Below are 25,590 nucleotides of genomic sequence, written 5' to 3' on the forward strand. Positions count from 1 at the left end.
TGCCGCTCGTCCCCGCCCGGCCTTCAGGCCCCGACCCCGGCGCGCACCGCCTCCGGGAGTGTGGCCAGTGCCTCCGTGAGGTGGTCTTGCGGTACTCCGCCGCCCTGTGCCACCTCGTCGGAGCCGCCGCCGCGGCCGCCGAGGAGCTGCTTGACGAGGGCGGAGGCGGAGAGGCCGGCCGCGCGGGCCGCCCCGTTCACGGCCACGGCGAGGACCGGCTTCGCGCCGGGGAGCGTCACGGCGGCCACCCCGGGCCGCTCGGCGGGCAGGTGGCCGCGCACTTCGAGGGCCAGGGCCCGCGCGGCCCCGGCGTCGCCCTCCGCCGTGGCGGTGGCCACGCGGACGCCCGCCACGTCGACGGCGCGCCTGGCGAGTTCGGCGGCGCGGGCGGCCAGCGCCGCCTGCCGCAGCCGCTGGTTCTCGCGGTCCGCGGCCTTGAGCCGGTCGAGCAGCGTGGCGATGCGCTCGGGGAGTTCGGCGCGCGGCGCCTGCACCTGCTCGGCGATGCGCGCGACGAGGTCCCGCTCGCGCGCCAGGTAGCCGAAGCCCTCGATGCCGACGGCGGCCTCCAGGCGCCGCATGCCCGCGCCCACCGACGACTCGGCGGTCAGCGCGACCACGCCGATCTGCGCCGCGTGCTCGACGTGAGTGCCGCCGCACAGCTCACGCGACCAGGCCCCGCCGATCTCGACGACGCGGACCTGCTCGCCGTACGTCTCGTCGAACAGCGCGAGCGCGCCGAGCTCCTTGGCCTCGGGCAGCGTCATCCAGCGCACCCCGACGGGCAGGTCGCGGCGCAGCGCCCGGTTGGCGGCCTCCTCGACCTCGCTGCGGACGGTGGCGGACAGGCCGCCGCGCCAGGGGAAGTCGAGGCGCAGATAGCCGGGCCGGTTGTAGGAGCCGGACTGCAGGGCGGTCGGGCCGAGGACCTCGCGCAGGGCGGCGTGCAGGACGTGGGTGCCGGAGTGGGCCTGGCGGGCGCCGAGCCGCCACTCGGGGTCGACGGCGGCGTGCACGGTGTCGCCGACGGCCAACTCCCCCGCGGTGACGCGGACCTGATGGGCCACCAGGCCGGGCAGGGGGCGCTGGACGTCGAGGACCTCGGCCTCCGTGGAGGGGCCGGAGAGCCGCCCGGCGTCGCTGTCCTGGCCGCCGGACTCGGCGTAGAACGGGGTGCGGTCGAGGACGGCGGTGACGATCTCGCCCTCCCGGGCGACGGGCACCGGCCCGGCGGGGCCGGTCAGGGCCAGGACCCGGGACTCGGTGGTCAGCGTGGACCAGGCGCGCCAGTCGGTCGGGCCGTGCTCGTCGAGGACCGCGCGCAGCGCCGAGGTGTCGGCGGCGGAGCCGGACTTGCGGGCGCGGGCGTCGGCGCGGGCTCGCTCGCGCTGGGCGCGCATGAGGGCCGTGAAGCCCTCGCGGTCGACCTCGACGCCCTGCTCGGCGGCCATCTCCAGGGTGAGGTCGAGGGGGAAGCCGTAGGTGTCGTGCAGCAGGAAGGCCTGGGCGCCGGGGAGCTGGCGGCCGCCGTCGGCCTTGACCCGGGCGACGGCGGTGTCCAGGACGGTGGTGCCCTGCTTGAGGGTGGCGCGGAAGGCGTCCTCCTCGCCCCGGGCCTGGTCGGCGATCCGCTCGTAGGCCTCGGTGACCTCCGGGTAGCTCGGTGCCATGCGGTCGCGGGCGACGGCGAGGAGGTCGGCCAGGGCCGGGTCGCCGTAGCCGAGTTGGCGCATCGAGCGCACCGCGCGGCGCAGGATGCGGCGCAGCACGTAGCCGCGGCCCTCGTTGCCGGGGGCGGTGCCGTCGGCGAGGAGCATGAGGGCGGTGCGGACGTGGTCGGCGACGACGCGCAGGCGTACGTCGTCCGCGGCGTCGGCGCCGTAGCGCACCCCGGCGAGTTCGGCGGCGCGGTCCAGGACGGGCCGGGTCTCGTCGGTCTCGTAGAGGTTGTCGACGCCCTGGAGCAGGGTGGCCATGCGCTCCAGGCCCATGCCGGTGTCGATGTTGCGGCGCGGGAGTTCGCCGAGGATCGGGTAACCGGTCTTGCCGGGGCCCTCGCCGCGCTCGTACTGCATGAAGACGAGGTTCCAGAACTCCATGTACCGGTCCTCGTCGACGGCGGGGCCGCCGGCGCGGCCGAGCGCCGGACCGCGGTCGTAGTACAGCTCCGAGCAGGGGCCGCACGGCCCGGGGACGCCCATGGACCAGAAGTTGTCCTCGTCGCCGCGGGCCACGATCCGCTCGTCGGGCAGTTCGGCGACACGCCGCCACAGGGCGCGGGACTCGGCGTCGGAGTGGTGCACGGTCACCCAGATCCGCGCCGGGTCGAGCCCGAAGCCGCCGTCCGCGACGGGCCGGGTGCTCAGGTCCCAGGCGAAGGTGATGGCCTCTTCCTTGAAGTAGTCGCCGAAGGAGAAGTTGCCGTTCATCTGGAAGAACGAGCCGTGCCGGGTGGTCCTGCCGACCTCCTCGATGTCGAGGGTGCGCACGCACTTCTGCACGCTGGTGGCGCGCGGCCAGGGCGGGGCCGCCTCACCGGTGAGGTACGGCTTGAACGGCACCATGCCCGCGTTGACGAACAGCAGCGTCGGATCGGGCGTGGGCAGCGGGGCGCTGGGCACGACGGTGTGGCCGCGCTCGGCGAAGAAGTCGAGGAAGCGGGTGCGGATGTCGGCGGTACGCAAGACGTGCTCCGGTCTGGGGTGGGTCACTGGGGCGGGGCCGCGGCGGCGCGCGCGGGGTGGTCCGGTCCGAGGAGGACGACGATCCCGTTCCCGTCCGGCGCGGGGCGGGTCGCCTGCCGCCAGCCGAGGCGCTCGTAGAAGCGGACGGCGGTGGCCTCGGCGGACGTGAGCAGCCAGCAACGGCCGTCGGGGGCGTCGCGGGTGACCGCCGTGAGGAGCGTACGGCCGAGTCCGAGGCCGTGCGTGTCGGGCAGGACGGCGAGTTCGTCGACCTCCCGCCCGCCGCACAGCCACGCGGCGGTGCGTTCGGCGCCGAGCGCGCCGGTGACGCGCGGGTAGGCGCGGTCGGCGGGCAGCGGGGTGCTCGACGTCCAGGCCGTGGCGAAGCCGAGCACCCGTTCGCCGTCCAGGGCCAGGGCAGCGGTGAAGCCGGGCCGGGTCACGTCACGCGCGAGGCGTTCGAGGTAGCGGTCCGCGTCCGCGGGCAGCGAGTGCCAGGGCTCCCGGCCGAAGGCGGCGGCGTGGACGGCGCGGATGCCGGCGCTGTGGGCCAGCAGGTCACGCCCTGCCAGGCGGTGTACGGCGGCGGCCATCAGGCGGCCCGCGCGACGGTGGCCACGGGGTGCAGCGCGGCGCGCTCCAGGGGCGCCGACGGGTCGATGGAGACGTCCAGCGGCGCGGGTGGGGCGCCGGCGCGGACCAGCAGGTCGCCGACGGCGGCGATCATCGCGCCGTTGTCGGTGCACAGCTTCAGCGGCGGCACGCGCAGGGTGATCCCGGCGGCCCGGCAGCGCTCCTCGGCGAGCGCCCGCACCCGCGAGTTGGCGGCGACGCCCCCGACGACCACGAGCGTGGTGACGCCGTGCGCGGTACAGGCTGCGACCGCCTTGCGCGTGAGCACGTCGGCGACGGCCTCCTGGAGCGCGGCGGCCCCGTCGGCGACCGGCAGCTCCCGGCCCCGGTGGCCCTCGGCCCAGCGGGCCGCGGCGGTCTTCAGGCCGGAGAAGGAGAAGGCGTACGGGTCGTCGCCCGGGCCGGTCAGCGGGCGCGGGAAGGCCACGGCGTCCGGCGACCCGGCGCGGGCCGCGCGGTCGACGGCCGGGCCGCCGGGGTAGGGCAGGCCGAAGACGCGGGCCACCTTGTCGAAGCACTCCCCCGCGGCGTCGTCCAGGGTGTCGCCCAGGTGCGTGATGGCGTCCCGGGCCAGGTCGCGCACGAGGAGCAGCGAGGTGTGCCCGCCCGAGACGATCAGGACCACGCAGGGGTCGGGCAGCGGGCCGTGCTCCAGGGTGTCGGCGGCGACGTGCCCGGCCAGGTGGTGCACGCCGTACAGCGGTACGCCGAGCGCGTACGCGAGGCCCTTCGCGCCGGCGAGGCCGACCTGGAGGGCGCCGGACAGCCCCGGGCCGGTCGTCACGGCGACGGCGCCGATGTCACCGAGGCGCAGTCCGGCCTCGTCGAGGGCGCGGCGCACCACCGGGTTGAGGGCGTGCACGTGGGCGCGGGCGGCGATCTCGGGCACGACGCCGCCGAACCGGGCGTGCTCGTCCATGCTGGAGGCCACCGCGTGCCCGAGCAGGCGGCCGTTCCGTACGAGGCCCGCGCCGGTCTCGTCGCAGGACGACTCGATTCCCAGCACGATTGGGCCCGCCGTGGCGCCGCTCCCCATGTCCGCTCCCTTGGCTGTTCACGTTTTCCGTGGCTGTGCCCGTTCCCCAGGCTTGTTGCTCAGCCATCGTAGTTGCAAAGAGGTCGCAATAAGGAGGGGCACGGCTGTAGCGGGAGGGCTCGGAGGACAGGGAGGCAGGCGATGGACGGGCCCGATGACCTCCTGGTCACCGGGCCGGACGGCGTGCGGACGTCAGCGCCCGGCGTCCTTGAGGACCGCGTCCGCGAGCCCGCGGGCGTACTCCGGGGACAGGTCCTCCGGCCGGAACAGGATGCGGTACAGGAGCGGCGCCACCACGTGGTCCATGACGGCTTCCCGTCGCGGCAGCGGCTCCTCGCCCCGCCCAGCGGCACGGCCCAGGATCAGGTCGACCTGGTCGGCGGCGTAGTCGGAGCAGCGGCTCGCGTTGCCGCTCTCGGGGGTGCCGAGGAGCGCGTCCCGCAGGTAGGCGCGGCCGGGGGCGGAGGACATCTCCTCCAGGAAGTGCTCGGCCCACGCGGTGAGGTCGGCGCGCAGGCCGCCGTGGTCGTCCGGGTCCGCCTCGGGCCGCAGCCGCTCCACGGCCACGTCCGACAGGAGCTCCTGGAGGTCGCCCCAGCGGCGGTAGACCGTGGACGGCGTGACCCCGGCCCGGGCCGCGATCAGCGGCACCGTCAGGGCCGCTCGCCCCCGCTCCGCCTCCAGCTCGCGCACCGCGGCGTGCACGGACGCCTGCACCCGGGCACTGCGTCCTCCGGGACGGGCCATGGGCTTGCGACTCATGCCGGTCACCTTAACGCGAATTCCTGGCTTCTACGGGGGCGGGGTGGCGGAGCCGGCCGCCGCCTCGCCGGGGCCGGCCGCCGCCTCGCCAGGGCTGGGGGCTACGCGACCGGGGCAGCGGGCGGGCTCCCCGCCTCCGGGGCGAGCGAGCCGGCATCCGGCCGTGTCCGCTCGTAGGCCCGGGCCGCCCGCAGCACCGTCCGCTCGCCGCGCGGGCCGCCGATGAGCTGCATGCCGAGGGGCAGTCCCGCGCCGTCCCGGCCGACGGGGACGGTCAGCGCGGGCAGGCCGGTGATGTTGGCGGGCGCGGAGAGGCGTACGTAGGCGTCGGGGACGCTCTCCACCGTGCCGTCCGGCCACGACACCGACTCCTGCCCCGCCCGCGCCGCGGCCGTCGGCACGGCGGGGGCGGCGACGATGTCGGCCTCCTCGAAGAGCCGCGCCCACTCCCGGCGCATCAGGGTGCGGGCGCGCTGGGCCCGCAGGTAGTCGCCCGCGTGGAACAGCTCTCCGGCTTCGAGGAGGAGCCGCACGTCGTCCCCGTAGAGCTCGGGGGTCGTGCGCAGCGTGCGCTCGTGGTTCGCGCTGGCCTCGGGGACCATCAGGCCCCACTGCACGGCCTGGACGTAGCGGGTCATCGGGACGCGGACGTCGACGAGTTCGGCCCCGAGGTCGCGGAGGCGCTCGACGGCGTTCCGTACGGCGGATTCGACCTCGGGGGTGACGTGGTCGAAGTAGTAGTCGACCGGGACGCCCACCCGGAGGCCCGCCACGCCGCCGTCCGGGAGGGGCGCCTGCTCCGCGCCGGTGAGGGCGGCGAGTACGAGCGCGGCGTCCTCGACCGTGCGCGTGAGCGGGCCGACGTGATCCAGGGACCAGGACAGGGCGGTGACTCCGCGCGTGGGGACCAGGCCGTGGCTCGGCTTGAGGCCGACCACGCCGTTGAGCGCCGCGGGGACCCGGACGGAGCCGCCGGTGTCGGTGCCGATGGCGAAGGTCGCCGCGCCGGCCGCGACCGCGACGGCCGAGCCGCCGCTGGAGCCGCCCGCGACGCGGTCGGCGGCCCAGGCGTTCCGGGTCTGCGGGGTGGTCAGGCCGTAGGCGAACTCGTGAGTGTGGGCCTTGCCGAGCAGCACCGCCCCGGCGGTCGCGAGCCGGGCGGCGACGACGCTGTCCTCGCTCGCCCGGTGGCCGTCGCGGACCCGCGAACTGGCGCTGGTGGGCTGCCCCTTGACGTCGATGAGGTCCTTCAGGGCGAAGGGGATGCCGTGCAGGGGGCCGCGTCCGCGCCCGGCGGCGAGGTCGCGCTCCGCCTGCCGGGCGGCACGGAGGGCCGCCTCGTGGTCCACGCCCACATAGGGGTTGAGGGAGTCCGCCACGGCGTCGGCGCGGCCGAGAACGGACGCGGTCAGCTCGACCGGGGACAGCTCGCCCGCGGCGATCGCGGCCGCCGCCCCGGCGAGGGTCAGCTCATACGGCCGCATCGCGCACCTCCGCCCCGGCGGGCGTGGGCTCCACACCGGTGAGGTCGAGCTCGCGCAGGGTGGCGACGACGGCGTGGATGTGGCGGGCGGTGGCGGCCACGAGTTCGAGGCGCTCGTCGGGCAGGGGCAGCCCGGCGCGCGCGGCCCAGTGGGCGGCGTCGCGGGGGCCGAGTTCCGGGGACGGCATGGGGGTTCCCTTCGGGGTGGGCGGACAGCACGAGCCGGGCACCACAAGACGGGCAGCACAAGCCAGGCAGTGCGAGACGGGCTGTGCAAGACAGGCAACGCAAAAGCTAAGTGTTTGCGTTAGGCCACCTTAGGGGCTAACCTCCACTAACGCAAAGCCATTGCTTTTAGGCCTTCCCGAGGGGTACACCCCTCGGCCTTCCCGAGGGGTACGCCCCTCACTTCGCCCCCTACTTCACTCCTCCCTCCACCCCGCCGGAGCACCCATGCACCCCCACCCCTCGCCCGACCGGCCCGCCGGAAGCCCCGCCCCGACCACCGCGGCCGCCCATCGGACCGCCCGGCCCGCCTCGGCCTGGGCCGTCGGCAGCACTCCCGTCCACCGCGTCGACGAGATCGACTTCCCGCCCGAGACCGGCGCCTGGCTGCTGCCCGACGCCACCCCGGACGTCGTCGCCCGAGCGCCGTGGCTCACGCCGGACTTCGCCGACGACGAGGGCGTCCTGCGCGCGTCGAGCCACAGCTTCGCGTTCACCGTCGACGGCCGGCGGGTCCTCGTCGACACGGGCATCGGCAACGGCAAGCAGCGCGCGATGCCCGCCTGGCACCAGCTCGACACCGACTACCTCGACCGGCTCACCGCGGCGGGATACCCGCCCGACTCCGTCGACCTGGTGATCCTGACCCACCTGCACGCCGATCACGTCGGCTGGAACACCCGCCTGGAGAACGGGACCTGGGTGCCCACGTTCCCCCACGCCCGGTACGTCACCACCCGCACCGAGTGGGACCACTGGGCGTCCGTGGACATGGAGGAGTCCCGCCGCCAGATGTTCCGCGACTCGGTGCACCCCGTCCGCGAGGCGGGCCTGCTGGACGTCGTCGACATCGCGGAGGGGCCGGTCGCCCTCGCGCCCGGCCTGCGGCTGCTGCCCACCCCCGGACACACCCCCGGCCAGGTCGCGGTCGAGCTGCGCGACTCCGGGGACACCGCGCTGATCACCGGCGACGCGGTCCACCACCCCGTCCAGCTCGCGCACCCGCACCTGTCCAGCTGCGCCGACACCGACAGCGCCCTGGCCCGGAGCACCCGGGCCGCCCTGCTCGCGTCCGCCGCGGAGAGCCGCGCGCTGCTGCTCGGCACGCACTTCGCCCCGCCGACGGCGGGCCGCCTCACCCAGGACGGCACCGGCTACCAACTCACCCCCGAGCGCCCCGTATTGGCCCAGACCTATTGACGACAGGTCTATACCTACTTACCGTCTGCCGCATCACATCCCATCCGCAGCACGGCCTCCTTGAGGGAGCACGCCATGATCGGTCGGACGGTACGTCTGTTGGGAGCGGCCCTGGCGCTGGCCTGCGCGGCCCAGTTGCCCGCCGCGGCGGCGCCGGACGCGCCGGGCACGCCGCGGGAGGAGACCTGCGCGGTCAAGTCGAAGCCGGCGGGCAAGGTCCTCCAGGGCTACTGGGAGAACTGGGACGGCGCGGCGAACGGCGTGCACCCGCCCTTCGGCTGGACCCCGATCACCGACGCGCGCATCGGCGCGCACGGCTACAACGTGATCAACGCCGCATTCCCCGTCATCCGCTCCGACGGCACCGTGCTGTGGGAGGACGGCATGGACGCCACGGTGAAGGTCGCGACGCCCGCCGAGATGTGCCAGGCCAAGGCCAACGGCGCCACGATCCTGATGTCCATCGGCGGCGCGGCCGCGGGCATCGACCTCAGCTCCCCGGCCGTGGCCGACCGCTTCGTCGAGACCATCGTGCCGATCCTGAAGAAGTACAACTTCGACGGCATCGACATCGACATCGAGACCGGCCTCGTCGGCAGCGGCAACATCAACCAGCTCTCGCCGTCCCAGTCGAACCTGATCCGCATCATCGACGGGGTGCTGGCCAGGATGCCGTCCAACTTCGGCCTGACGATGGCGCCGGAGACGGCGTACGTCACCGGCGGCAGCGTCGTGTACGGCTCCATCTGGGGCGCGTACCTGCCGGTCATCAAGAAGTACGCGGACAACGGCCGGCTGTGGTGGCTGAACATGCAGTACTACAACGGCAGTATGTACGGCTGCTCCGGCGACTCCTACTCCGCGGGCACCGTCCAGGGCTTCGTCGCCCAGACCGACTGCCTCAACAAGGGACTCGTGATCCAGGGCACCACCATCAAGGTCCCGTACGACAAGCAGGTGCCGGGCCTGCCCGCCCAGCCGGGCGCCGGCGGCGGTTACATGGGCCCGAGCCTCGTCGCCCAGGCCTGGAACCACTACGCGGGCGCCCTCAAGGGCCTGATGACCTGGTCCATCAACTGGGACGGCTCACGCAACTGGACGTTCGGCGACAACGTCAAGCGCCTGCAGGGCCGCTGAGCCGTGTGACGTGACGGCCTCCGCCTTCGGTGGTCTCGCGGGGGACCGCGGACCGGCACCCGCGAGACCGCCGAGGAGTTCCCTGCCGCGGACCTAGGACGCGTGTGTGCCCGGCTTGATGATCTCGTCAAGCACCAGGCGCACGGCCTCAAAAGCAGTGGCCCGGGCGGCCAGACCCGTTCGCTCGCCCTGATCAGCCTGCTCCGCCTGGTCCTCCGCGGCCTCGATCGCCTCGTTCAGCCGCTGCTCCTCGCGAGCAGCCCAGTCCCGCGCGACCTGGATACGTCGCAGCAGTTCGTCGGCATCCACCACATCAGCCATGCACGGACCCTACTCGCAGCGGCCGCGCGGCACCAGGACGCACCCGGCACGGGCCTCGCCCCGGTGTGCCGGTGGGTGCGCCCGTACGGGTCCCGCCCCCTTGCCCGCGTCCCGGCCCTCTGCTTGACTCCGCCCGCCGAACCGGCCACGCCCCCACGCGGAGGACCCCATGGACCTCACCCGCAGACGTCTGCTCTCCGTCCTCGCCGCCGCCGGGCTGCTGAGCGCGGTCCCGGTGCGGGCGGCGAGCGCGGCCGACCGGGAGCGGCTGCTCGCCAACGTCGTGGCCGTGTTCGCCGGGACCACGCGGTCCAACACCCGGCCCGAGACCGAGGCCAGGCTCGCCGCCGTCGAACGGGCCGCGCGGGACCGGCTGAAGGCCATGGACGACGCCGGGCCGGGCGAGCTCTTCGACGGCCTCGTGCTCGGCACCGACGAGGCCCGCCTCAACACCGCCTTCCGCCACCTCTACGAGATCGCCCTCGCCACCCGCACCCCCCACCTGCCCGGCGGCGGCCTGTACGGGAACACCACTGTGCAGCACCGGGTCGTCGACGGCCTGGTGTGGCTGCACGAGCGGTACTACGGCGACCAGGCGAAGGGCTACTACGGCAACTGGTTCCACTGGGAGATCGGGATCTCCCAGCACGTCAGCAGGACCCTGGTGCTGCTCGCCGACACCGTGCGCGCGTACCGCCCCGAGCTGGTCCGCACGTACGTGGCCTCCATGGACGCCTACCTGCGCAACGGCGTCGACGGGGACGTGGACCTGGACTCCCGCTTCCACACCGGCGCCAACCTCGCGGACATCACCACCAACCGCGTCCTGCAGGGCGCGCTGCTCGCCGACGACGCGCGGGTGCGCAAGGCGCTCACGGACCAGTTGACGGTCTTCGCCACCGTCGACCCCTACGACCTGAAGCACGGCGTGACGGACGGCTACTACGCCGACGGGTCCTTCCTCCAGCACGCCTCCGTCGCCTACACCGGCGCCTACGGCAAGGGCCTGCTCACCCGGGTCGTACAGACCCTCACGTTCCTCGACGGGACCGGCTTCGCGCACGGCGAGGACCTGGTGCCGGTCGTCCTGCGGTGGGTGCGGGACGGGTTCGCCCCGGTGATCTTCGAGGGGTGGATGATGGAGATCGTCAAGGGGCGGGCGGTGTCCCGCACCGACAGCGGCTACACCGACGTGGCCGCCGTCGTGGAGGCCGTCACCGACCTCGCCGCGCTCGCGCGCGGCGCCGACGCCACGGCCCTGAAGGGCTACGTGAAGCACGTGCGCGAGACCTCCCGCGCCGCCCTCGACCCCGGCCGGTTCGTCTCCCCCGTCAGCGTCGTGCGCTACGCCGACATCGTCGCCGACGCCTCCGTCCCGGCCCGTGACCTCAACCCCGCCGCGCGGTGCGTCGCCTTCAACGCCATGGACCGGACCGTGCACCGCAGGCCCGGGTACGCCTTCGCGCTGGCGCGCAGCTCGGACCGGATCAGCAAGTACGAGTACATGAACGGGGAGAACCTGCTGCCCTGGTTCCAGGGCGAGGGCGCCCACTACCTGTACCTGGCGGGGCAGGACCAGACGGCGGCGTTCGGCGTCGACTACTTCACCGCCGTCCCGCCGCACGGGCTCGCCGGGGTGACGGCCCCGGTGGAGCGGCGCCGCTCCGTGCCGGAGCTGTACGGCAAGCCGTACTACGACAACCCGGGCCACCCGCTGAGGTTCACCCCGTCCTCCGCGTCGCAGAACACCTACGTGTACTTCCCGCGCGGCACCCACCGCTTCTCCGGCGGTGCCGTCCTCGGGGCGTACGGCGCCGCGGGGATGGTGCAGTCCGACGACGTCGCCCACCGCGACCGGGCGCTGCTGCCCGACGACTTCGTGACCTGGCGCAACGCCTCCGCCACCAAGTCGTGGTTCCTGTTCGACGAGGAGGTCGTGGTGCTCGCGGCCGGCGTCGGGGACGGGGCCGGGCGGGCGGTGACCACGACCGTCGACGCGCGGATCTCCGCGCCCGGCGACCGGGTCTCCCTCACCGGGGCGCTGCGCGACGGGCGGCCCTGGAGCGGTCCTGGCACCGGCCGGCTCGCCTGGCTGCGCTGGGCCGACGCCGGGCAGGGCACCGCGGTCGGGTACGTCTTCCTCGACACGCCGCCGGTGCGGGTCGCCCTCGACGAGGTGACGCGCAGCCGCCGCGCCGTACGGACGGCGAACCCGGACACCCCCGTGACGCGCCAGGTGTTCGCCGCGCGGGTCGAGCAGGAGGCCGGCGCCGCCCCGGCACGCCTCGCGTACGCGCTCCTGCCGCACGCGGACGAGGCCCGGCTGCGGTCGTACGGAGCGGTCGAGGTGCTCGCCAACTCCCGGGCGCTGCAGGCCGTGGCGCACCAGGGGCTCGGCCTGACGGCGGTCAACTCCTTCACGCGCGGGCGCCACGACGCCGGGCCCGTGCGCGTCGACGGGCCGGCCTCGGTCCTCGTGCGCGGACGGCGCGGCGGGCGCACCACGGTCGCCGTGTCCGACCCGACCACGGCGCGGTCCACCGTCACCGTGCTGCTGCGCGGGCGCCCGCTGCGGCCGGTCGACACCGACGACGGGGTGCGGGTCCGCGCCGTACCCGGCGGCACGAGGATCGACGTCACCACGCACCACGCGTACGGCCGCAGCTTCACGCTGACGCTCCGCCCATGAACCGCGCCGCCCAGGGTGGCGGCGGTGCGCGCACCGCACCGGGAACAAGGTGCCCGTTGCACCGAGGAGTTGCCGCGCCTAGCCTCGGGCCATGGCAACCGCGCAGCTCAGCACCGGCGTCCGCGTCGCATACGACGACCACCCCGGCACCGGCGGCCTCCCCCTCGTCCTCGTCCACGGCCACCCCTTCGACCGGTCCATGTGGGACCCCCAGGTCGCGGCCTTCGCCGGGACGCACCGCGTGGTCACCTTCGACCTGCGCGGCTACGGCGGCTCCACCACGGGCACGGACGGCGCCGCCCCGCCCGTCACCGCCTTCGGCGACTTCGCCCGCGATCTGGAGGCGCTCCTGGACCATCTGGATGTGGACCGGTGCGCGCTGGGCGGTCTCTCCATGGGCGGCCAGATCGTGATGGACGCGTACGCCCGCTTCCCGGACCGGATCGCGGGGCTGCTGCTCGCCGACACGTTCCCGGCGGCCGAGACGGACGCCGGGAAGGCGGCCCGCAACGAGGCGGCGGACCGGCTCCTGGCCGAGGGCATGAAGGGGTACGCCGACGAGGTCCGGTACAAGATGGTGGCCCCGTACAACCCCCAGGCCGCCGCCCGCGTGCACCGGATGATGCTCGCGGCCCCGCCCCAGGGCGCCGCCGCGGCCCTGCGCGCGCGGGCCGAACGCGACGACTATCGGCAGGTGTTGACGCGCGTCGCCGTCCCGGCCCTGGTGGTCGTGGGCCGCGACGACGCGTACACGCCGGTCGCCGACGCGGAGGCGATGCACGCGGCCCTGCCCGACTCGCGCCTGCGGGTCGTCGAGCGGGCCGCGCACCTGCCGAACGTGGAGCGCCCGGAGGAGTTCAACGCGGCAGTACGCGACTGGCTGGCCCGCCTCGCCTGAGGCGGGGGCTGCGGCGCTGCGGGTCTGCGTGAGGAGCGCTCTTCGAGCCCTGACACGGCGTGTGCACGTGGAGGAGAGGAAGCCGTGCTTCTAGGCTCCCTCCGGTATGCCACGAAAGATGGCGGTGTGTCTGGGCAGTGTGTCTGGACAGTACGGAGCGGGCGCCGGACTCGTGGGGCCTGTCGAGCACTCGAACCGTAAGACCGTATGCCGGAAGGCGGCCGTGATGCCCGCACCTCCTGTCCGTCGCGTGGAGGCCGTGCCCCTGCACCGCGTTGTGGGCCTGCTGGCGCGCGGCGGTCCGCTGGGACTGGTGGAAGAGGTCGGTCGGCGGGCGCGGGGAGCGGTGGCGCGGCTTGAGCTCGGGCCCTTTCGGCCGCTGCTGGTCACGCACCCTGATCATCTGCGGTACGTCCTGCGCGACGGCGCGGAGAACTATGTCCGCGGAGCGGCGATGTGGGACGCGCTGGGGCGGCTGACCGGCAGGGGCATCGCCGGTGAGGGGCCGGGGTGGCTGGCGAGCCGGGACATCGTGCGCAGGGGGATGTCGAGCGGGTACGTGCAGCAGTCGGGTGCGGGCATCGCCGCCGCCGTCGAGCAGGGCGTCGAGGAGTTGGCGGGCCTTGCCCGGCGGCAGCCGGTGGACGCGGTGGCGCAGATGACCCGGCTGGTGCACCGCGTCATCGACCCGGTCTTCTTCGGCTCCCGTATCGGCGTGGAGGAGTGCGACCGGCTGGGCACAGAGGTGGCCACCGCGCTGGGGGCGCTGCTGTGGCGCATGGCGATGCCTTCCGTTCCGCACTGGGTGCCGATGCCCGGGGACCGTTCGTTTCTGCGGGCGACCCGCCGTATCAATGCCACGCTGCTTCCGGTGATCGAGGCGGCCCGCCGCGAGGACGCCACCGGTGGCACGGACTTGATGAGCGGTCTGCTGAGGGGCAGCGGAGCTGACGGCGGGCCGTTGGACGACACCCAGGTGAGTCAGGACATCGTTGCCCTGTTCGTGGCCGGTTCGGAGTCCAGCGCCTTGACGCTCACCTGGACCTGGGCGGTCCTGGCCCGGCATCCGGCCGTGATGGCCGCGGTCCGCGCGGAGGCCGACCAGGTCCTGGCGGGCGGCCCGCCGCGCCCGGAGCACGCGCGGAAGCTGGTCTTCACCCAGCAGGTGATGGCCGAGGTGATGCGGCTGTACTCGATGGCCTGGGCCGTTCCCCGGGTCGCCCGGAAGGACGACCACGTCGGCGGGGTGCCGGTGCCGGCCGGGACCACCCTGGTCGTCTCCCCGTATCTCACCCACCGCCTTGAGGAGTTCTGGCCCGATCCGCTGCGCTTCGATCCGCACCGCTTCGACAGACCGGCCGTACGCGCGCGGCACCCGATGGCCTACCTGCCTTTCGGGGACGGTGCCCACCAGTGCGTGGGCCAGGCGTTCTTCGCCATGGAGTCGGTGCTGGTCCTGGCCACCGTGCTGAGCCGCTACGACGTGCGGGTCTCCGGCGATCCGCGCCCGCGCCTGGCCGTGGCCCTGCCGCCGCGCGGCCGCGTCGGCCTCACGCTGACCCCGCGCACCCGGTGAGGACCGCCGTCCTCGGCACGCGGCAGGCGGCGGCGTGCGGCTCAGGCGGTGGCGATGCCGGGGTGGATCGTGAAGACCTGGTCGAGTCCGGTGACACGCAGGATGCGCAGCGTGTCAGTGGGGACAGCGGCCAGGACGATGTCGGCGTCGGCGGCCAGGGCGTGCTGACGGGCGGCGAGGAGGGCGGCGACGCCGATGAAGTCGCAGAGTGCCAGCCCGGTCAGGTCGATGACCAGGCGCTGTCCGGGCCGCAGGGGCAGGCGTTCGACGTACTGGCACAGGGCGGCGGCGTGGACGGAGTCGAGGGCACCGGCGACTTCCACGACGGGGCCGATGGCGGTGTTCCGGCCGGTGACATCCAGTGGGCTCATGCATGGCATTCGTGGCCGGACGGGCACACGGATGCACGGCGAGGCCACCGTCGCGAGCAGCTCCGCGATGGTGGCGCCCGGGCCCGGCCGCGGTGCGCTGCCCCGGCACGCGTCACGGTGCGCGAGTACCGCCGGTACGGGACGTGCGCCCGCCCGGGGCGAGGAGGACGCGAGCGACGACGTGGGGGCTGGTCAGTGCCCTGGGTGGCAGCAGTTCGTGGAAGACGCCGATGAACAGGGCGTAGAGCCTCTGGTCGGTCGCCGCGAGCCTCAGGAGGCGCTCCTTGTACCAGTGGAGTGGCCGCAGCCAGAGCGGCGGTGGCCTGTGCCTGCCGTGGTACTGCCAGACGAGGTCGTCGGCGGCGGTCATGATCCACTGTTTCCGCGCGAGGCGTGTGATGTGGCGCTGGAGCGGGCGTGCGGCCGCGGACGGCGCGCGTCCGAGCTCGGCCGCCCGGGTCAGGTGCTCCGCCATGATCCGGGCTTGGAGGACGGCGGCGGACATGCCCTGTCCGAAGGCCGGGTTGTGGGCGGCGACGGAGTCTCCGACGGCGACGAGCCCTGCGGGCCACCGGCGTGAGCGGGGGTACTGGGTGAGGCGGTTCTCGGTGCGCCGGAAGGTGTGGATGGTGCTGTCGGACGCGGCTGCCGCGGAGGCGAGCAGGTGGTCGAGGTCGGGGTTCCGCAGGCTGGCGGCGAACTTCCGCCAGCCCACGGCGTCGTGGGGAGGGTGGTCTCCGCCCGCGCCGAACAAGGTGACCAGCCAGTTCCCGTGTTCGAGCCGCGCGGCGAAGCCGCCACGCGGCTGTCCCGGGGTGCGGTAGGGCTGGAACAGCGCGTCGAAGTCCTGCGCGGGTGCTCGCAGGACGGTGGTGGCGTAGACGAGGTCCGCGTCGGTGACCTTCCGCACCGGGCGCGGGTGGCCCGCGTGTTCCAGCCAGTCGGGGAGCGCGGAGAAGCGGCCCGAGGCGTCCACGACCCACGCTGCTCCGATCGTGCGTGCGCCCTCCAGACGGACTCCGGTGACCTGCGACGCGTCGTGGTTCCAGGACAGCCCTTCGACCCGGCACCGGTCGCGTACGTCGACCGGTGTGTCCGTCAGGAGGCGGCGGCGCAGTGTCCATTCGAGCAGGTCCCGGGAGAAGGCCTGGACGGACAAGTCCATCGGTGTACGCGGGAGGCGGCGGCCGGCCAGTGTCACCGAGGTCCCCCGTCCGAAGTCGAACAGGGGTGCCCCGGCAGCGGCGAGTTCCCGCTGGAGGCCGGGGAAGAGCCGTTGCAGCTCCGCGGCCGCGCCGGCCAGCAGGCCGTGCTGGTGCCGCGCCTGGGGCGTGCCGCGGCGCGGCCGGGCCGCCGGGGGCAGGGCGTCGGCCTCCAGGACGACCACGCTCGTGAAGTGGTCGGCGAGGACCCGGGCGGCGACGAGTCCCGCGATACCCGCGCCGATGACTACCGCTGTCGTGCCGGGCGTGTGGGGGCGTTCGGACATGCGCGCTGTCGGTCCTGTTCTCGTACGTCGGGACGGGGCGGGGTGGCTCGTTCAGACGCCTCGGGCGGAGCGGACGCGCAGGTGGAGCCCGCGGGGGCGGATGACGATGTCCTTCTCGTAGCGGACCCGCGCGGTGGAGGCGGGTTCCAGGTGCCAGCGGCGCGTGAGGGCGGCGAGGGCCAGGGTGAGTTCTCCCACGCCGAGTGTGTCGCCGATGCATTTGCGGGCGCCCATGCCGAAGGGGATGAAGGAGCCCGAGGGGGGTTGGCCGGTGTCCGACGAACACCAGCGGCGGGGGTCGAACGCGTGGGGGCGGGGGTGGGCGGAGGCGAGGTGCTGGACGAGATAGGCGCTGATCACGACTGTGTCACCGGCTCGCAGGGGGTGTCCGCCCAGCTCGGTGTCGCGGGTGACGGCGCGGGTCAGCAGCCACACGGGCGGGTAGTGGCGCAGGGCCTCGGTGACGACGTGGCCGGTGAGCCGCAGGGAGGGCAGCGCGGTGTGCGTCGGGGGGCCGGCGGGCAGGGCGGCTGCCTCGGCGCGGACGCGGTGCTGCAGTGCGGGGTCCTGAGCGAGGTGGTGCGCGGCCCAGGCGAGGGCGTTGCCGGTGGTCTCCATGCCGGCGATGAAGAAGGTGATGACCTGGTCGCTGATGTCCCTGTCGGACAGGGCGGGGCCTTCCCCGGCCTCGGTCAGGAGGGTCAGGAAGCCGCCGTGGTCGGTGGCGTGCGAGCGGTGTTCGGTGATGATGCGGCCCAGGGTGGCGCGCAGGCGTCGCTGGGCGTGGGTGTACCGGCGGTGGGCGGGCAGAGGCAGCCGGGTGTACACGGCGGGCAGGAGCGCGTGGGTGTAGATGCCGGCGGTGATGGCGGCCATGTCCTCCACCATGGTGGCGACGGTGGCGGGGGCGAGGGTGCCGTCGAAGAGGGTGGCGACGACGGCACGGGCGGTCAGGGCCTGGGCCTCGGTCGCCATGTCGACGATCTGGTGGTCCTGCCAGCGTGCGACGCCGTCGGTGATCTCGCGGGCCATCAGGTCGAGGTGGGCCGGGAGGCTGTCCTTCTGGAACACGGGCTGCAGGAGACGGCGCTGCTTGCGGTGGTCGGCGTGGGGGCAACTGAGCAGGCCGTTGCCCATGACGTCGCGGATGCGGTCGTAGAGCGGGCCCCCCTTGTCGAAGAGGGCGTCGTCCAGGAGGACGTGCCGGGTGAGGCCGGGGTCGCTGACGAGGGTGGCGGTGAGGGGGCCGAGGCGGATGCGGGCGAGCGGGCCGTGCGCGGGTGCGCGGGTGAGGAACCCGGCCGGGTCGTTCAGGAGGCGCAGCCCGTGTCCCACCAGGGGCAGTGCGCCGGGCAGCAGGGGTGGTGCCGGACGGGTGCTGCGGGGCTGGGCCGCGGCGGAGGTGCGGGTGTGTGACACGGCTCTCCTGGGTGCGTACGAGGGGACGGGAGTGGCGGGGAGGGGGCGGGCGGCACGCGGGCGCCTCAGGTCTTCCACCACCAGGCGGCCACCGGTGTGGTGAGAGGCTCGTCGAGGCGGTCCGCGTCGGCGGGCCGGGTGACGGCGGCGGGCATGTCGACGTGCGGGGCGAGGTCCTGCCCCGGGTTGTTGGGGTTGTTGTACCGGCCACTGGTGAGGTGCCAGTGCAGGCTTCCCGCGACCCAGTCCGTCAGCGCGGCCACGTACCGGGTGAGGCGGGGGCTGCTGTCGGCGGCGGTGTGCTCGGCCAGGACCTGGAGGCGGCGCATGGCCCGGTCGTGCATCGCGGCGGCGATGTCCAGTGCTTGGCGCGGGGAGCAGTCGTGGTGCCGGGCGAGGACGGGAACGAGGTTCATCGCCTCGGGGTACCCGAAGTGCTGCTCGCGGAAGGCCTCCTTGTTGTAGGAGGTGATGTCGTTGTGCCAGGCGATGAGTGCGACGCTCACGTCGTGCAGGGCGTGGACGCGCGGATCGTGGTACTCCTCGGCCGTCAGGACGTAGGACTGGGCGATCTCGATGAAGGCCAGGGCGGACAGGGCGGCGCTGCTGCTCTGCCACATCATGAGGTAGTCGTCCAGGCCGGCGGAGCGGGGCACCTGCCGGATGGCGGCTTCCCAGACCAGGCCGGAGAAGTAGGCGTCGACCTGGTCGGTCCACCGGTAGACCTGGGCGGGGGTGCCCTGGCGGGCGAGGTCGTCGCGGATGTCGAGGAGCGAGGCGGCCCACTTGTCCTCGCGCAGCAGCGGGGCCCGGGGGGTGTGGAGCGCGCGGCTGAGGCGGTTGAGGTAAGGGGCGAGGGTGGCGGGCGTGGTGCCGCCGAGGGTTTCGTCGCACAGGGCGTCGTCGAAGGCGAAGAGCCAGTTGCAGTAGTTGGTGCCGGCCTGGAGGGTCTCGGCCCGCCCGTCGGGGATGCCCAGGCCGACGAAGTCGCCGACGCGGGCCCGGCGGGTGTACTCCCGGTGGGATGCGTCCTTGAAGAGGTCGAAGCGCTCCATCCAGGTGATGCTCCGGGCCCCGACGGTCTCGGCGTGGGGGGAGCGCCGGGGGGTGAAGGGGCAGTACAGCGGGGGGACGGGCAGCGGCGTGTAGGTGGCGGTGGCCATCGGTACTCCTCGGCGTCGGCCGGGTGCGGGCGGGCCGGGACGTCCTGGCCCGCCGCCGGGTTCGTTCAGCGCGTGGTGAGGGTCTGTTCGGTGGTGGGTGCGGGGACGCGGGCACCGCTGGTCAGCGGGCGCCGCGGGAGGCGGATCATCAGCACGCACAGGACCAGCGCCCACAGGGCGAAGCCGACGTAGGACCCGAAGCTGCCCCAGCCCCAGGGGGTGAAGGGGGTGTCGTCGGTGGTCAGGACGTTGAAGAAGTACGCGAAGTGGGCCACGGCCAGGATGTGGGAGGTCCATCCGGTCCAGCGGGGCAGGGTGGTGTTCTTGAGGATCAGGCTGCCCGCGGCGAAGGAGAACAGGGCCAGGGGCAGGGACCCGGCGTAGCCGAAGGTGACGCACAGGTCGTAACTGAGGTGCAGGTACGCGTCGCGGACGGCCTCCGGGCGCTCCGCGGCGACGGGGCCGCAGAGGAACGCGGCGTTGGACAGCATCCAGCAGATGCCGACGGACAGGGCGGCGGGGACGAGGAGTTCGGCGTGCAGCGGTGCGGCTCCGGAGCCGGTCAGCCAGCGCTTGAGCCCGGCGGCGAACCAGATGAACAGCAGCCCGAAGGCGATGTCGATGGTGTAGCCGGAGATGGAGGGGTTCTCGGCGAACCAGGTGCCGATCCTGTCGGAGGAGTCGCTCCAGTAGGGGAAGGGGCGGCTCAGCGGGTTGCGGACGAAGGGCAGCGGGACGAGGAAGAGCGCCACCATGGCGATGCCGATCCAGCCGGCTGTCCGTGCCTCGTTCCGGTCGTCGTGGAGAGTGGACATGGCTGTGCCTTTCGTTCGAGGGTACGAGGTCGCGCGCGGCCCGGCCGTGTGCTTCGGGCGGGCGGTACGGGTCGGGCGCCCGGGGTGCGGTGGGGGCCCGGTCCGGGGTCAGCCGGTGAGCGCCGCGCAGGGGTCGGCGGGCACCAGTCCCCGCCAGGGGCGGTCGGCCGAGGCGGCCACGGCGGTGAGGGCGTCGTCCATGCGCCGCAGCAGGCTCTCGGCGTAGGCCGCCGGGGCGTAGGCCGGGTCGAAGAGGACGGCCAGGTCCAGGGCGTCGCCGTTCTCCCGGGCCAGCAGGCCCAGGTCGACGGGGAGTTGGAAGAGCTGGCCGGTGAAGCCGGGGTCGAGCTGGTCGGTGCGCTCGACGACGCAGCCGCTCAGGCGCAGTCCCTGGACGGCGGGCAGGAAGTCGTAGAAGACGAACTGGGAGGCGGCGAAGAGGTCCGCGATGTGCGGGTGGGCTTGCGCCAGGGTGAGCAGGGAGGCGCTGTCGTGGCGCAGGGCCTCGTGCAGGTCGTGACCGGCGGCACGCAGGGCCTGGCGTGCCGTGAGGCCCGGGGACGGGGAGAAGCGGTGGCGCACGGGCAGGGCCTGGGCGTGCAGGCCGGCGGTGTGGGCGGTGCCTTCGGGGCGGGGCGCGCTGATGGCGAGCAGCAGTGTTTCGTCCTGTCCGGTGTCGGCGGCCACGGTGGCGGCGAAGAGCGCGTACAGGGCGCCGGCCAGGGTGAGGCGTTCGGCGCGGGCCAGCGCGCGGAAGGCCGTGGCGGTCGTCGCCGGGACGCGGCGGGTGCGCAGCAGCGTGTCGTGCGCGGTCTCCGCGTCCCGTACGGCGGGTGGGACGAGGTGGGTGGGGCGGGCGCCGGTGAGGCGGTCCGCCCAGAAGGCGACGTCTTCGGGGCGGGGCCGTTCGGGTGCGTTGAGCGCGCGGTAGTCGGTGGCGGGCAGCGCGGGCGCACGCCCCGCCAAGGCGTCGTCGTAGAGGGTGGAGAGCTGTCGTTCGACGAGGTTGAGGGAGCAGCCGTCGGAGGTGAGGTGGTGCAGGCGCAGGCCCAGGAGGTGGTCCTGCGGTCCGGCGCTGAGGAGGGTGGCGGCGAACACGCGCCCGCCGGCCGGGTCGAGGGGCGTGGTGGCGTCCAGTGCCGCCAGGCGCTCCTCGAGGCTGCCGGGCGCGGCCGGGTCGACGCGGTGCTGGTGCAGGACGCCGGGGCGGGCGGGCCCTACGGTCTGGTGCAGGTGGCCGGGGTCGCCGGTGAGGTGCACGGCGGTGCGCAGCGCGGGCTGGTGCCGTACGAGATGGTCGACGGCTCGTGCCAGGGCGCGGGTGTCGAGGGGGCCGCGGATGCGGTAGTGGCATGCGAGGGCGAAGCGCGGGGCGTGGCTCGGCAGGAGGCCGCCGGCCCGGTCGTCGTTGACGCGCAGGAACTGGTGGGTGGGGCTCGCGGCCAGCCGCGTCCCGGTCGGACCGGGGTCGATCAGGTCCTCCTGTGCGGCTCGCGGGGCGGGCACGGTGGCGGTCGCGGAGGTGAGGTGGGCGGCCAGGCGGGCGGGGGTGGGGTGGTGGAGGATGCTGTGGAACGGCAGGCGCAGTCCGAGGGCGTCGCCGATCTGGGTGGCGGCTCGTACCGCCGTCAGGGAGTCTCCGCCCAGTTCCATGAAGTCGTCGTCGAGGCCCACCCGGTCGAGTTGCAGGACCGTGGCCAGGATCGTGGCGATCGTCTGCTCCGTGGGCAGGTGCGGTGCCCGGTAAGGGGTGGTCAGGTGGGGGCGCTCCGGGGAGGGGGCGGGCAGGGCCGACCGGTCGAGCTTGCCGTTGCTCTTCGTGGGCAGCGCGGTCAGGAACGTGTAGTGGCTGGGCCGTTCGGGCTCGGGCAGGCGCGCGTCCGCCTGTTGGCGCAGGGCCGGCAGGAGCTCGTCGGCGGCCCGGGCGAGGACGTGCCGGTGCACGGGGGAATGAGGCGGTTCGCCGGGATGGGGCGGACGGGGCCAGCGGATGGCGACGGGTGCGTGCGCGCCGGTACCGGTGGTGTCATCGGTGTGCGTGTCCGGGGAGCGGGCGGGCAGGAACACCGCGTCGAAGGCGCCGTCGCGGTATCCGGCCGCGCGCGACAGGCGTAGGGGACGCCCCCACCGGGATGCCGCTTCCTGCAGTTCGCCGGGGTGGACGGCGTCGGCTTCCGCGCGGGCGGCCAGGTGGCGCAGGTCGCGGGCCGTGGCCGGGGCGGGGCCGTCGGCGGCGAGGGCGGCGCGTACGGCGCAGGCGCCCGCGGTCCGGCGGTTGGGCACGTGCACCAGGCCGATCGGGCCCGCTTCGGCCGCCAGCAGATCGTGCAGTGCGTCCATGCTGCCGGGCCAGGGCCGCCACCGGTCCACTTCGACGGCGGTCCCGGGCCGGCGGGGAAAGAGGACGGCGTCGTAGCGGAAGTCGTTCATCTCGTTGCGGGCACGGCCCGTGCGCGGCCGGACGTCGGCGTGTGCTGCTCCGCAGCGGGTGAACCAGCGGGGGTCGACCAGGAGGCTGGGGTCGAGGGCGACGCGGCGACGCCACTGCGCGCGCAAGTCTGCGAGCCGGGTGTCGTCGGCGGCGGCCCGCAGGACCACGGAGGCGTGGAAGGCGTCCTGCAGGGTGCGGTCCTTCACGTCACCGAAGACGGCCCGTCCGGCGGGTGCGGTCGCGGCCAGCGCCGCGCGCACGGTCCGGGCCAGGTGGTCGGGGCCGTGCAGATAGGGCGTGACGGAGTTGCACAGCACGAGGTCCATGCCGGTGCAGTCGCCGGTGTCGGCCACGTCTGCCCGCCTGAGTTCGACGTGGGACAGGCCCCTTTCCTCCAGCCGCTCGCGCAGCGCGGTCAGGGACTCGGCACTGGTGTCCACGCCCACGGCACGCGAGGCGGTCCTGGCGAGCCGCGTGAGGATCATGCCCGTACCGCATCCCAGGTCCAGCACGGTGTCGGGAGGGCCTTGCTCGGTGGCGAGGCGTACCGTGGCCGCGATCCACTCGTCCATCTCCGGCGCGGGCAGTGGTTCACCGGTATAGCTGCTGGTCCAGCCGGTACGTTCGTCGCTGAAGTCCAGGGCGCCGAACACCCGGCGCCAGTTCTCGTCGGCTTCCTCGGCGGCGCCGCGCTCGTCCCAGTGCGGGACCACGTGGGCCACCAGGCGGCCCTGGTGGGCGCTCACCGCCACGTCCCTCACGCCCTGGACCTGTCGTAGCACGCGGGCGACGCCGTCCGGTTCCACCCGGAAGCCGCGCACCTTCACCTGGGCATCGCGGCGGCCGAGCAGTTCCAGCCTGCCGTGCTCGTCGAGGCGGCCGAGGTCACCGGTGCGGTACATGCGCTGGTGGGGCCGCTGCGGGTCGGGGACGAAGCGTGCCGCGGTCAGTTCGGCGTCCCCGTGGTAGCCGTTCGCCAGGCCCACGCCCGTCACGCAGACCTCACCCGTCTCGCCGTCGGGGACCGGTCGCCCGTCCGCGTCCACCACGAGGACGGGTGTGCCCGGCAGGGCCGTGCCGACCGTGACGGGGTCGCCGGGGCGCAGTACGGCCGCGGTGCACCACACGGCCGCTTCGGTGGGGCCGTAGGCGTTGACGAACTGGACGCCCGGCATCTTGTGGTGGTGCTCGGTGACCAGGGTGCTGGGGCAGGGTTCTCCCGCGACCACGACCTGCCGCAGACGTGGTGAGGCCTGGTCCAGCCGTGGCAGCAGCGCGCTGTACAGCGAGGGGGTGAGCACGGTGTGGCTCGCCGGCCCCCGGGACAGGTGCGCGGCGAGTTCCCGCAGGGCGCGCTGCGGGTCGGGAGAGGTCAGCAGGACGTGCCCGCCCGACAGCAGCGTCCACCACACGCCCGGCAGGAACGCGTCCGTCGTCACCGGTGAGACAGCCGCCATGCACCGGACGGGGTCGGGGAACACCCGCGCGTACGCCCGCATGGTGTGTGCGATCGCGCGGTGTCCGACCGCCACGGGCTTCGGTCGTCCTGAGGTTCCGGAGGTGTGGATGATGTAGGCCACCGCTTCCGGCGGGGGGCCGGGCGCCGCCGGGTCGTGCGGGCACGCGGCGACGGCTTTCCGTACGGCCGGATCGTCCAGGTCGATCCTGCCGACGCCCCGGGGCAGGCGCTGGCCGGACAGGCCCAGCAGCCAGCGCGCGCCCACCCCGCCGATGAGGTCGGTGAGCCGGTCCGGTGGATCGTCGGCGTCCACCGGCACGTACACCGCTCCCGCCGCGAACACCGCCAGTTGGGCCACCAGCGCCCACGTCCCGCGGGGCGCCGCGCACGCCACCGGATCGCCTTGGCCGATGCCGCGCTCGCGCAGGTGACGGGCCCACCTGCCGGCCTCGCCGACGAGCTGCCCGTAGTCCAGCCGCGCTGTCGGGTCGGACACCGCTGTCGCGTGCGGCCGGCGTGCCGCGCGGGCACGCAGAAGGTCCCACAAGGTGGTGTCGGCCGCACCGGCCGAAGTGGCCGTGCTGTCCTGGCGTGCGCTGAAGATGTCCGTCACTTGTTTCTCTCCCGAGAAGAGGAGTTCACGTACCGCGCGCGGGGAATTGAAGAATGGGGACGCCATATGCGGGCATGGAAAAGCCGGTCGTGCCGCCGGTGTCGCGGCAGGCGTCAGGGGGGTGCTGTGGCGCGTTGAAAAGGGGTAACGAAAAAGGCAGTGAAAGGGCGGGGCGAAAAAGGGTAGCTTCTTGGCGATTCTTGGGTGTGCCCGGCGATTCTTGAGTGTGCCCGGCACCGGTGCATCACGCCTGGCACCCGATCGCGTTCACCGGCTGTCGCAGATGACATCTCCGCGGGGATTCCCGGACGCTGTGGTTCCCTAGGATGCCGGGACGTTGGGGAGACATTCCGCGGTGCGGTGCTTCAGGGGCGGCGCGCGACAGCGCCGGTGGGCGTTCTTGCTGGCTTCGCGCGAACGCCCCCCGGCCGCTTCGGATCAGGTCGATTCAGATCGCTTCAGGTCGGTTCAGGTCGGTTCAGGTCAGGTGGCCGAGGAACTGGCTTCCCACCGCGGTGAGGTCGTCACTGAGCAGGTACTGGGTCCACCCGTCGTGGAATTCCTCCCGGGAGACCCGTCCGTCGCCGTTGGCGTCCAGGCTCTCGCAGGTCGCCCTGGCCTCCGCGGGCGTGGACCCCAGGGCCTCGAGGTAGCGCTGGAAGTCGGCCGACGGCACGAGGCCGTCGTCGTCCGCGTCGATCGCACGGAACTCGGCGTCCAGCACGGCCCGGCAGCCCGCGACGACTTGCTCGCGCCGGCCCAGGGTCTCGGACATGGCGGCCTTGAACTCCTCGCGCGTGATGACGCCGTCCCCGTCGGCGTCCGCCGCTTCCACGAGTCGCTGCCACGCCTCGCGATAGGCGGTGAACAAGGCGTCGGCCTCGCTGGAGTCCTCTCGCACGTGTCCCGCGCGGATCACGGCTTGCCCCATGCGCAGGCAGTCGGCGAATTCCAGAACACCGTTTCCGTCGATGTCGAGACGGTCGAAGATCAGGTCGTACTTACGCTGTATCGAGGCTGCGGTCATGGCGGCACTCCCTCACGCGTTGTCGGACAGTAAGTGCTTGCGCCACCGAAAGCGGATGTAGTGATGACGCCAGCGCCTTTAGCCCGAAAGGGTGGTGCGGTATGCGCCATGTGAGTGACCTGCCGAAGGGTGACGTGGCTCGGGTGGCGCTTGGAGCCT

Annotated in this window: 19 protein-coding genes; 5 read left to right on the plus strand and 14 right to left on the minus strand. The window is 73.9% G+C overall.

What is annotated here, in order from left to right:
* Positions 1 to 23: 23 nt before the first annotated feature.
* The 6 genes from alaS to QK440_RS04210 all read right to left on the minus strand — a co-directional run bounded on the left by alaS (position 24) and on the right by QK440_RS04210 (position 6,786).
* Complete coding sequence (alaS, locus tag QK440_RS04185) at positions 24 to 2,684, minus strand: alanine--tRNA ligase (RefSeq protein ID WP_282791567.1); 2,661 nt, start codon at positions 2,682 to 2,684, stop codon at positions 24 to 26.
* Between the two features lie 23 nt (positions 2,685 to 2,707).
* Positions 2,708 to 3,277, minus strand: a complete 570-nt coding sequence (locus QK440_RS04190) for a GNAT family N-acetyltransferase (protein ID WP_282791568.1) — start codon at positions 3,275 to 3,277, stop codon at positions 2,708 to 2,710.
* Complete coding sequence (tsaD, locus tag QK440_RS04195) at positions 3,277 to 4,353, minus strand: tRNA (adenosine(37)-N6)-threonylcarbamoyltransferase complex transferase subunit TsaD (RefSeq protein ID WP_282791569.1); 1,077 nt, start codon at positions 4,351 to 4,353, stop codon at positions 3,277 to 3,279. The genes QK440_RS04190 and tsaD overlap by 1 nt, the downstream gene beginning before the upstream one ends.
* Positions 4,354 to 4,545: 192 nt before the next feature.
* Positions 4,546 to 5,115 (minus strand): TetR/AcrR family transcriptional regulator, encoded by a 570-nt coding sequence (locus tag QK440_RS04200; protein WP_282791570.1) that lies wholly within the window; start codon positions 5,113 to 5,115, stop codon positions 4,546 to 4,548.
* Positions 5,116 to 5,216: 101 nt separating this feature from the next.
* A complete protein-coding gene (locus QK440_RS04205; RefSeq protein ID WP_282791571.1) occupies positions 5,217 to 6,599 on the minus strand; it encodes an amidase family protein in 1,383 nt (460 codons plus the stop codon).
* On the minus strand, positions 6,586 to 6,786 hold the full coding sequence (locus QK440_RS04210) for a hypothetical protein (protein ID WP_282791572.1): 201 nt from the start codon (positions 6,784 to 6,786) through the stop codon (positions 6,586 to 6,588). Before QK440_RS04210 ends, QK440_RS04205 begins: the two co-directional genes overlap by 14 nt.
* A 265-nt stretch (positions 6,787 to 7,051) precedes the next feature.
* Here QK440_RS04210 and QK440_RS04215 point away from each other — a divergent pair, with 265 nt between their 5' ends.
* On the plus strand, positions 7,052 to 8,023 hold the full coding sequence (locus QK440_RS04215; RefSeq protein WP_282791573.1) for an MBL fold metallo-hydrolase: 972 nt from the start codon (positions 7,052 to 7,054) through the stop codon (positions 8,021 to 8,023).
* Positions 8,024 to 8,098: 75 nt separating this feature from the next.
* Positions 8,099 to 9,160 carry a chitinase gene (locus QK440_RS04220; protein WP_282791574.1) on the plus strand — a complete coding sequence of 354 codons (1,062 nt, stop codon included), beginning with the start codon at positions 8,099 to 8,101 and terminating at the stop codon, positions 9,158 to 9,160.
* A 93-nt stretch (positions 9,161 to 9,253) separates the two neighbouring features.
* Here the strand turns inward: QK440_RS04220 and QK440_RS04225 are convergent, their stop codons facing one another.
* Entirely contained in the window at positions 9,254 to 9,481 is a 228-nt protein-coding gene (locus tag QK440_RS04225) for a hypothetical protein (protein ID WP_282791575.1), read from the minus strand.
* 169 nt (positions 9,482 to 9,650) lie between these two features.
* On the opposite strand from QK440_RS04225, the gene QK440_RS04230 reads away from it, so the two are divergent.
* From QK440_RS04230 to QK440_RS04240, 3 genes are all read left to right on the plus strand, one after another.
* On the plus strand, positions 9,651 to 12,170 hold the full coding sequence (locus QK440_RS04230; RefSeq protein WP_282791576.1) for a polysaccharide lyase family 8 super-sandwich domain-containing protein: 2,520 nt from the start codon (positions 9,651 to 9,653) through the stop codon (positions 12,168 to 12,170).
* 91 nt (positions 12,171 to 12,261) lie between these two features.
* Positions 12,262 to 13,068 carry an alpha/beta fold hydrolase gene (locus tag QK440_RS04235; RefSeq protein ID WP_282791577.1) on the plus strand — a complete coding sequence of 269 codons (807 nt, stop codon included), beginning with the start codon at positions 12,262 to 12,264 and terminating at the stop codon, positions 13,066 to 13,068.
* Positions 13,069 to 13,294: 226 nt separating this feature from the next.
* Complete coding sequence (locus QK440_RS04240; RefSeq protein ID WP_282791578.1) at positions 13,295 to 14,644, plus strand: cytochrome P450; 1,350 nt, start codon at positions 13,295 to 13,297, stop codon at positions 14,642 to 14,644.
* A gap of 41 nt (positions 14,645 to 14,685) precedes the next feature.
* Here QK440_RS04240 and QK440_RS04245 read toward each other — a convergent pair whose 3' ends face one another.
* The 7 genes from QK440_RS04245 to QK440_RS04275 form a co-directional block, all read right to left on the minus strand.
* Complete coding sequence (locus QK440_RS04245) at positions 14,686 to 15,015, minus strand: STAS domain-containing protein (RefSeq protein WP_282791579.1); 330 nt, start codon at positions 15,013 to 15,015, stop codon at positions 14,686 to 14,688.
* 112 nt (positions 15,016 to 15,127) lie between these two features.
* Positions 15,128 to 16,504, minus strand: coding sequence for an FAD-dependent monooxygenase (locus QK440_RS04250; RefSeq protein WP_282791580.1), 1,377 nt, complete (start codon positions 16,502 to 16,504; stop codon positions 15,128 to 15,130).
* Between the two features lie 51 nt (positions 16,505 to 16,555).
* Complete coding sequence (locus QK440_RS04255) at positions 16,556 to 17,923, minus strand: cytochrome P450 (RefSeq protein ID WP_282791581.1); 1,368 nt, start codon at positions 17,921 to 17,923, stop codon at positions 16,556 to 16,558.
* A 65-nt stretch (positions 17,924 to 17,988) separates the two neighbouring features.
* Positions 17,989 to 19,086 carry a hypothetical protein gene (locus QK440_RS04260; protein WP_282791582.1) on the minus strand — a complete coding sequence of 366 codons (1,098 nt, stop codon included), beginning with the start codon at positions 19,084 to 19,086 and terminating at the stop codon, positions 17,989 to 17,991.
* Positions 19,087 to 19,151: 65 nt separating this feature from the next.
* Entirely contained in the window at positions 19,152 to 19,901 is a 750-nt protein-coding gene (locus tag QK440_RS04265; RefSeq protein ID WP_282791583.1) for a hypothetical protein, read from the minus strand.
* A gap of 108 nt (positions 19,902 to 20,009) precedes the next feature.
* Positions 20,010 to 24,470 (minus strand): amino acid adenylation domain-containing protein, encoded by a 4,461-nt coding sequence (locus tag QK440_RS04270; RefSeq protein WP_282791584.1) that lies wholly within the window; start codon positions 24,468 to 24,470, stop codon positions 20,010 to 20,012.
* Between the two features lie 412 nt (positions 24,471 to 24,882).
* Positions 24,883 to 25,431, minus strand: a complete 549-nt coding sequence (locus QK440_RS04275) for an EF-hand domain-containing protein (RefSeq protein ID WP_282791585.1) — start codon at positions 25,429 to 25,431, stop codon at positions 24,883 to 24,885.
* Positions 25,432 to 25,590: the final 159 nt, after the last annotated feature.

Origin of the sequence: Streptomyces sp. CC224B (assembly GCF_030010595.1) — a bacterium.
Classification (GTDB): Bacteria; Actinomycetota; Actinomycetes; order Streptomycetales; family Streptomycetaceae; genus Streptomyces; species Streptomyces longispororuber.

What these genes read in the sequence shown, in the direction of transcription:
- QK440_RS04210 (WP_282791572.1), bottom strand. Translation starts at nt 6,786, where the DNA reads ATGCCGTCCCCGGAACTCGGCCCCCGCGACGCCGCCCACTGGGCCGCG.
- QK440_RS04205 (WP_282791571.1), bottom strand. Translation starts at nt 6,599, where the DNA reads ATGCGGCCGTATGAGCTGACCCTCGCCGGGGCGGCGGCCGCGATCGCC.
- QK440_RS04215 (WP_282791573.1), top strand. Translation starts at nt 7,052, where the DNA reads ATGCACCCCCACCCCTCGCCCGACCGGCCCGCCGGAAGCCCCGCCCCG.
- QK440_RS04190 (WP_282791568.1), bottom strand. Translation starts at nt 3,277, where the DNA reads ATGGCCGCCGCCGTACACCGCCTGGCAGGGCGTGACCTGCTGGCCCAC.
- QK440_RS04230 (WP_282791576.1), top strand. Translation starts at nt 9,651, where the DNA reads ATGGACCTCACCCGCAGACGTCTGCTCTCCGTCCTCGCCGCCGCCGGG.
- QK440_RS04250 (WP_282791580.1), bottom strand. Translation starts at nt 16,504, where the DNA reads ATGTCCGAACGCCCCCACACGCCCGGCACGACAGCGGTAGTCATCGGC.
- QK440_RS04220 (WP_282791574.1), top strand. Translation starts at nt 8,099, where the DNA reads ATGATCGGTCGGACGGTACGTCTGTTGGGAGCGGCCCTGGCGCTGGCC.
- QK440_RS04270 (WP_282791584.1), bottom strand. Translation starts at nt 24,470, where the DNA reads ATGGCGTCCCCATTCTTCAATTCCCCGCGCGCGGTACGTGAACTCCTC.
- QK440_RS04200 (WP_282791570.1), bottom strand. Translation starts at nt 5,115, where the DNA reads ATGAGTCGCAAGCCCATGGCCCGTCCCGGAGGACGCAGTGCCCGGGTG.
- QK440_RS04275 (WP_282791585.1), bottom strand. Translation starts at nt 25,431, where the DNA reads ATGACCGCAGCCTCGATACAGCGTAAGTACGACCTGATCTTCGACCGT.
- tsaD (WP_282791569.1), bottom strand. Translation starts at nt 4,353, where the DNA reads ATGGGGAGCGGCGCCACGGCGGGCCCAATCGTGCTGGGAATCGAGTCG.
- QK440_RS04265 (WP_282791583.1), bottom strand. Translation starts at nt 19,901, where the DNA reads ATGTCCACTCTCCACGACGACCGGAACGAGGCACGGACAGCCGGCTGG.
- QK440_RS04225 (WP_282791575.1), bottom strand. Translation starts at nt 9,481, where the DNA reads ATGGCTGATGTGGTGGATGCCGACGAACTGCTGCGACGTATCCAGGTC.
- QK440_RS04245 (WP_282791579.1), bottom strand. Translation starts at nt 15,015, where the DNA reads ATGAGCCCACTGGATGTCACCGGCCGGAACACCGCCATCGGCCCCGTC.
- QK440_RS04260 (WP_282791582.1), bottom strand. Translation starts at nt 19,086, where the DNA reads ATGGCCACCGCCACCTACACGCCGCTGCCCGTCCCCCCGCTGTACTGC.
- QK440_RS04240 (WP_282791578.1), top strand. Translation starts at nt 13,295, where the DNA reads ATGCCCGCACCTCCTGTCCGTCGCGTGGAGGCCGTGCCCCTGCACCGC.
- QK440_RS04235 (WP_282791577.1), top strand. Translation starts at nt 12,262, where the DNA reads ATGGCAACCGCGCAGCTCAGCACCGGCGTCCGCGTCGCATACGACGAC.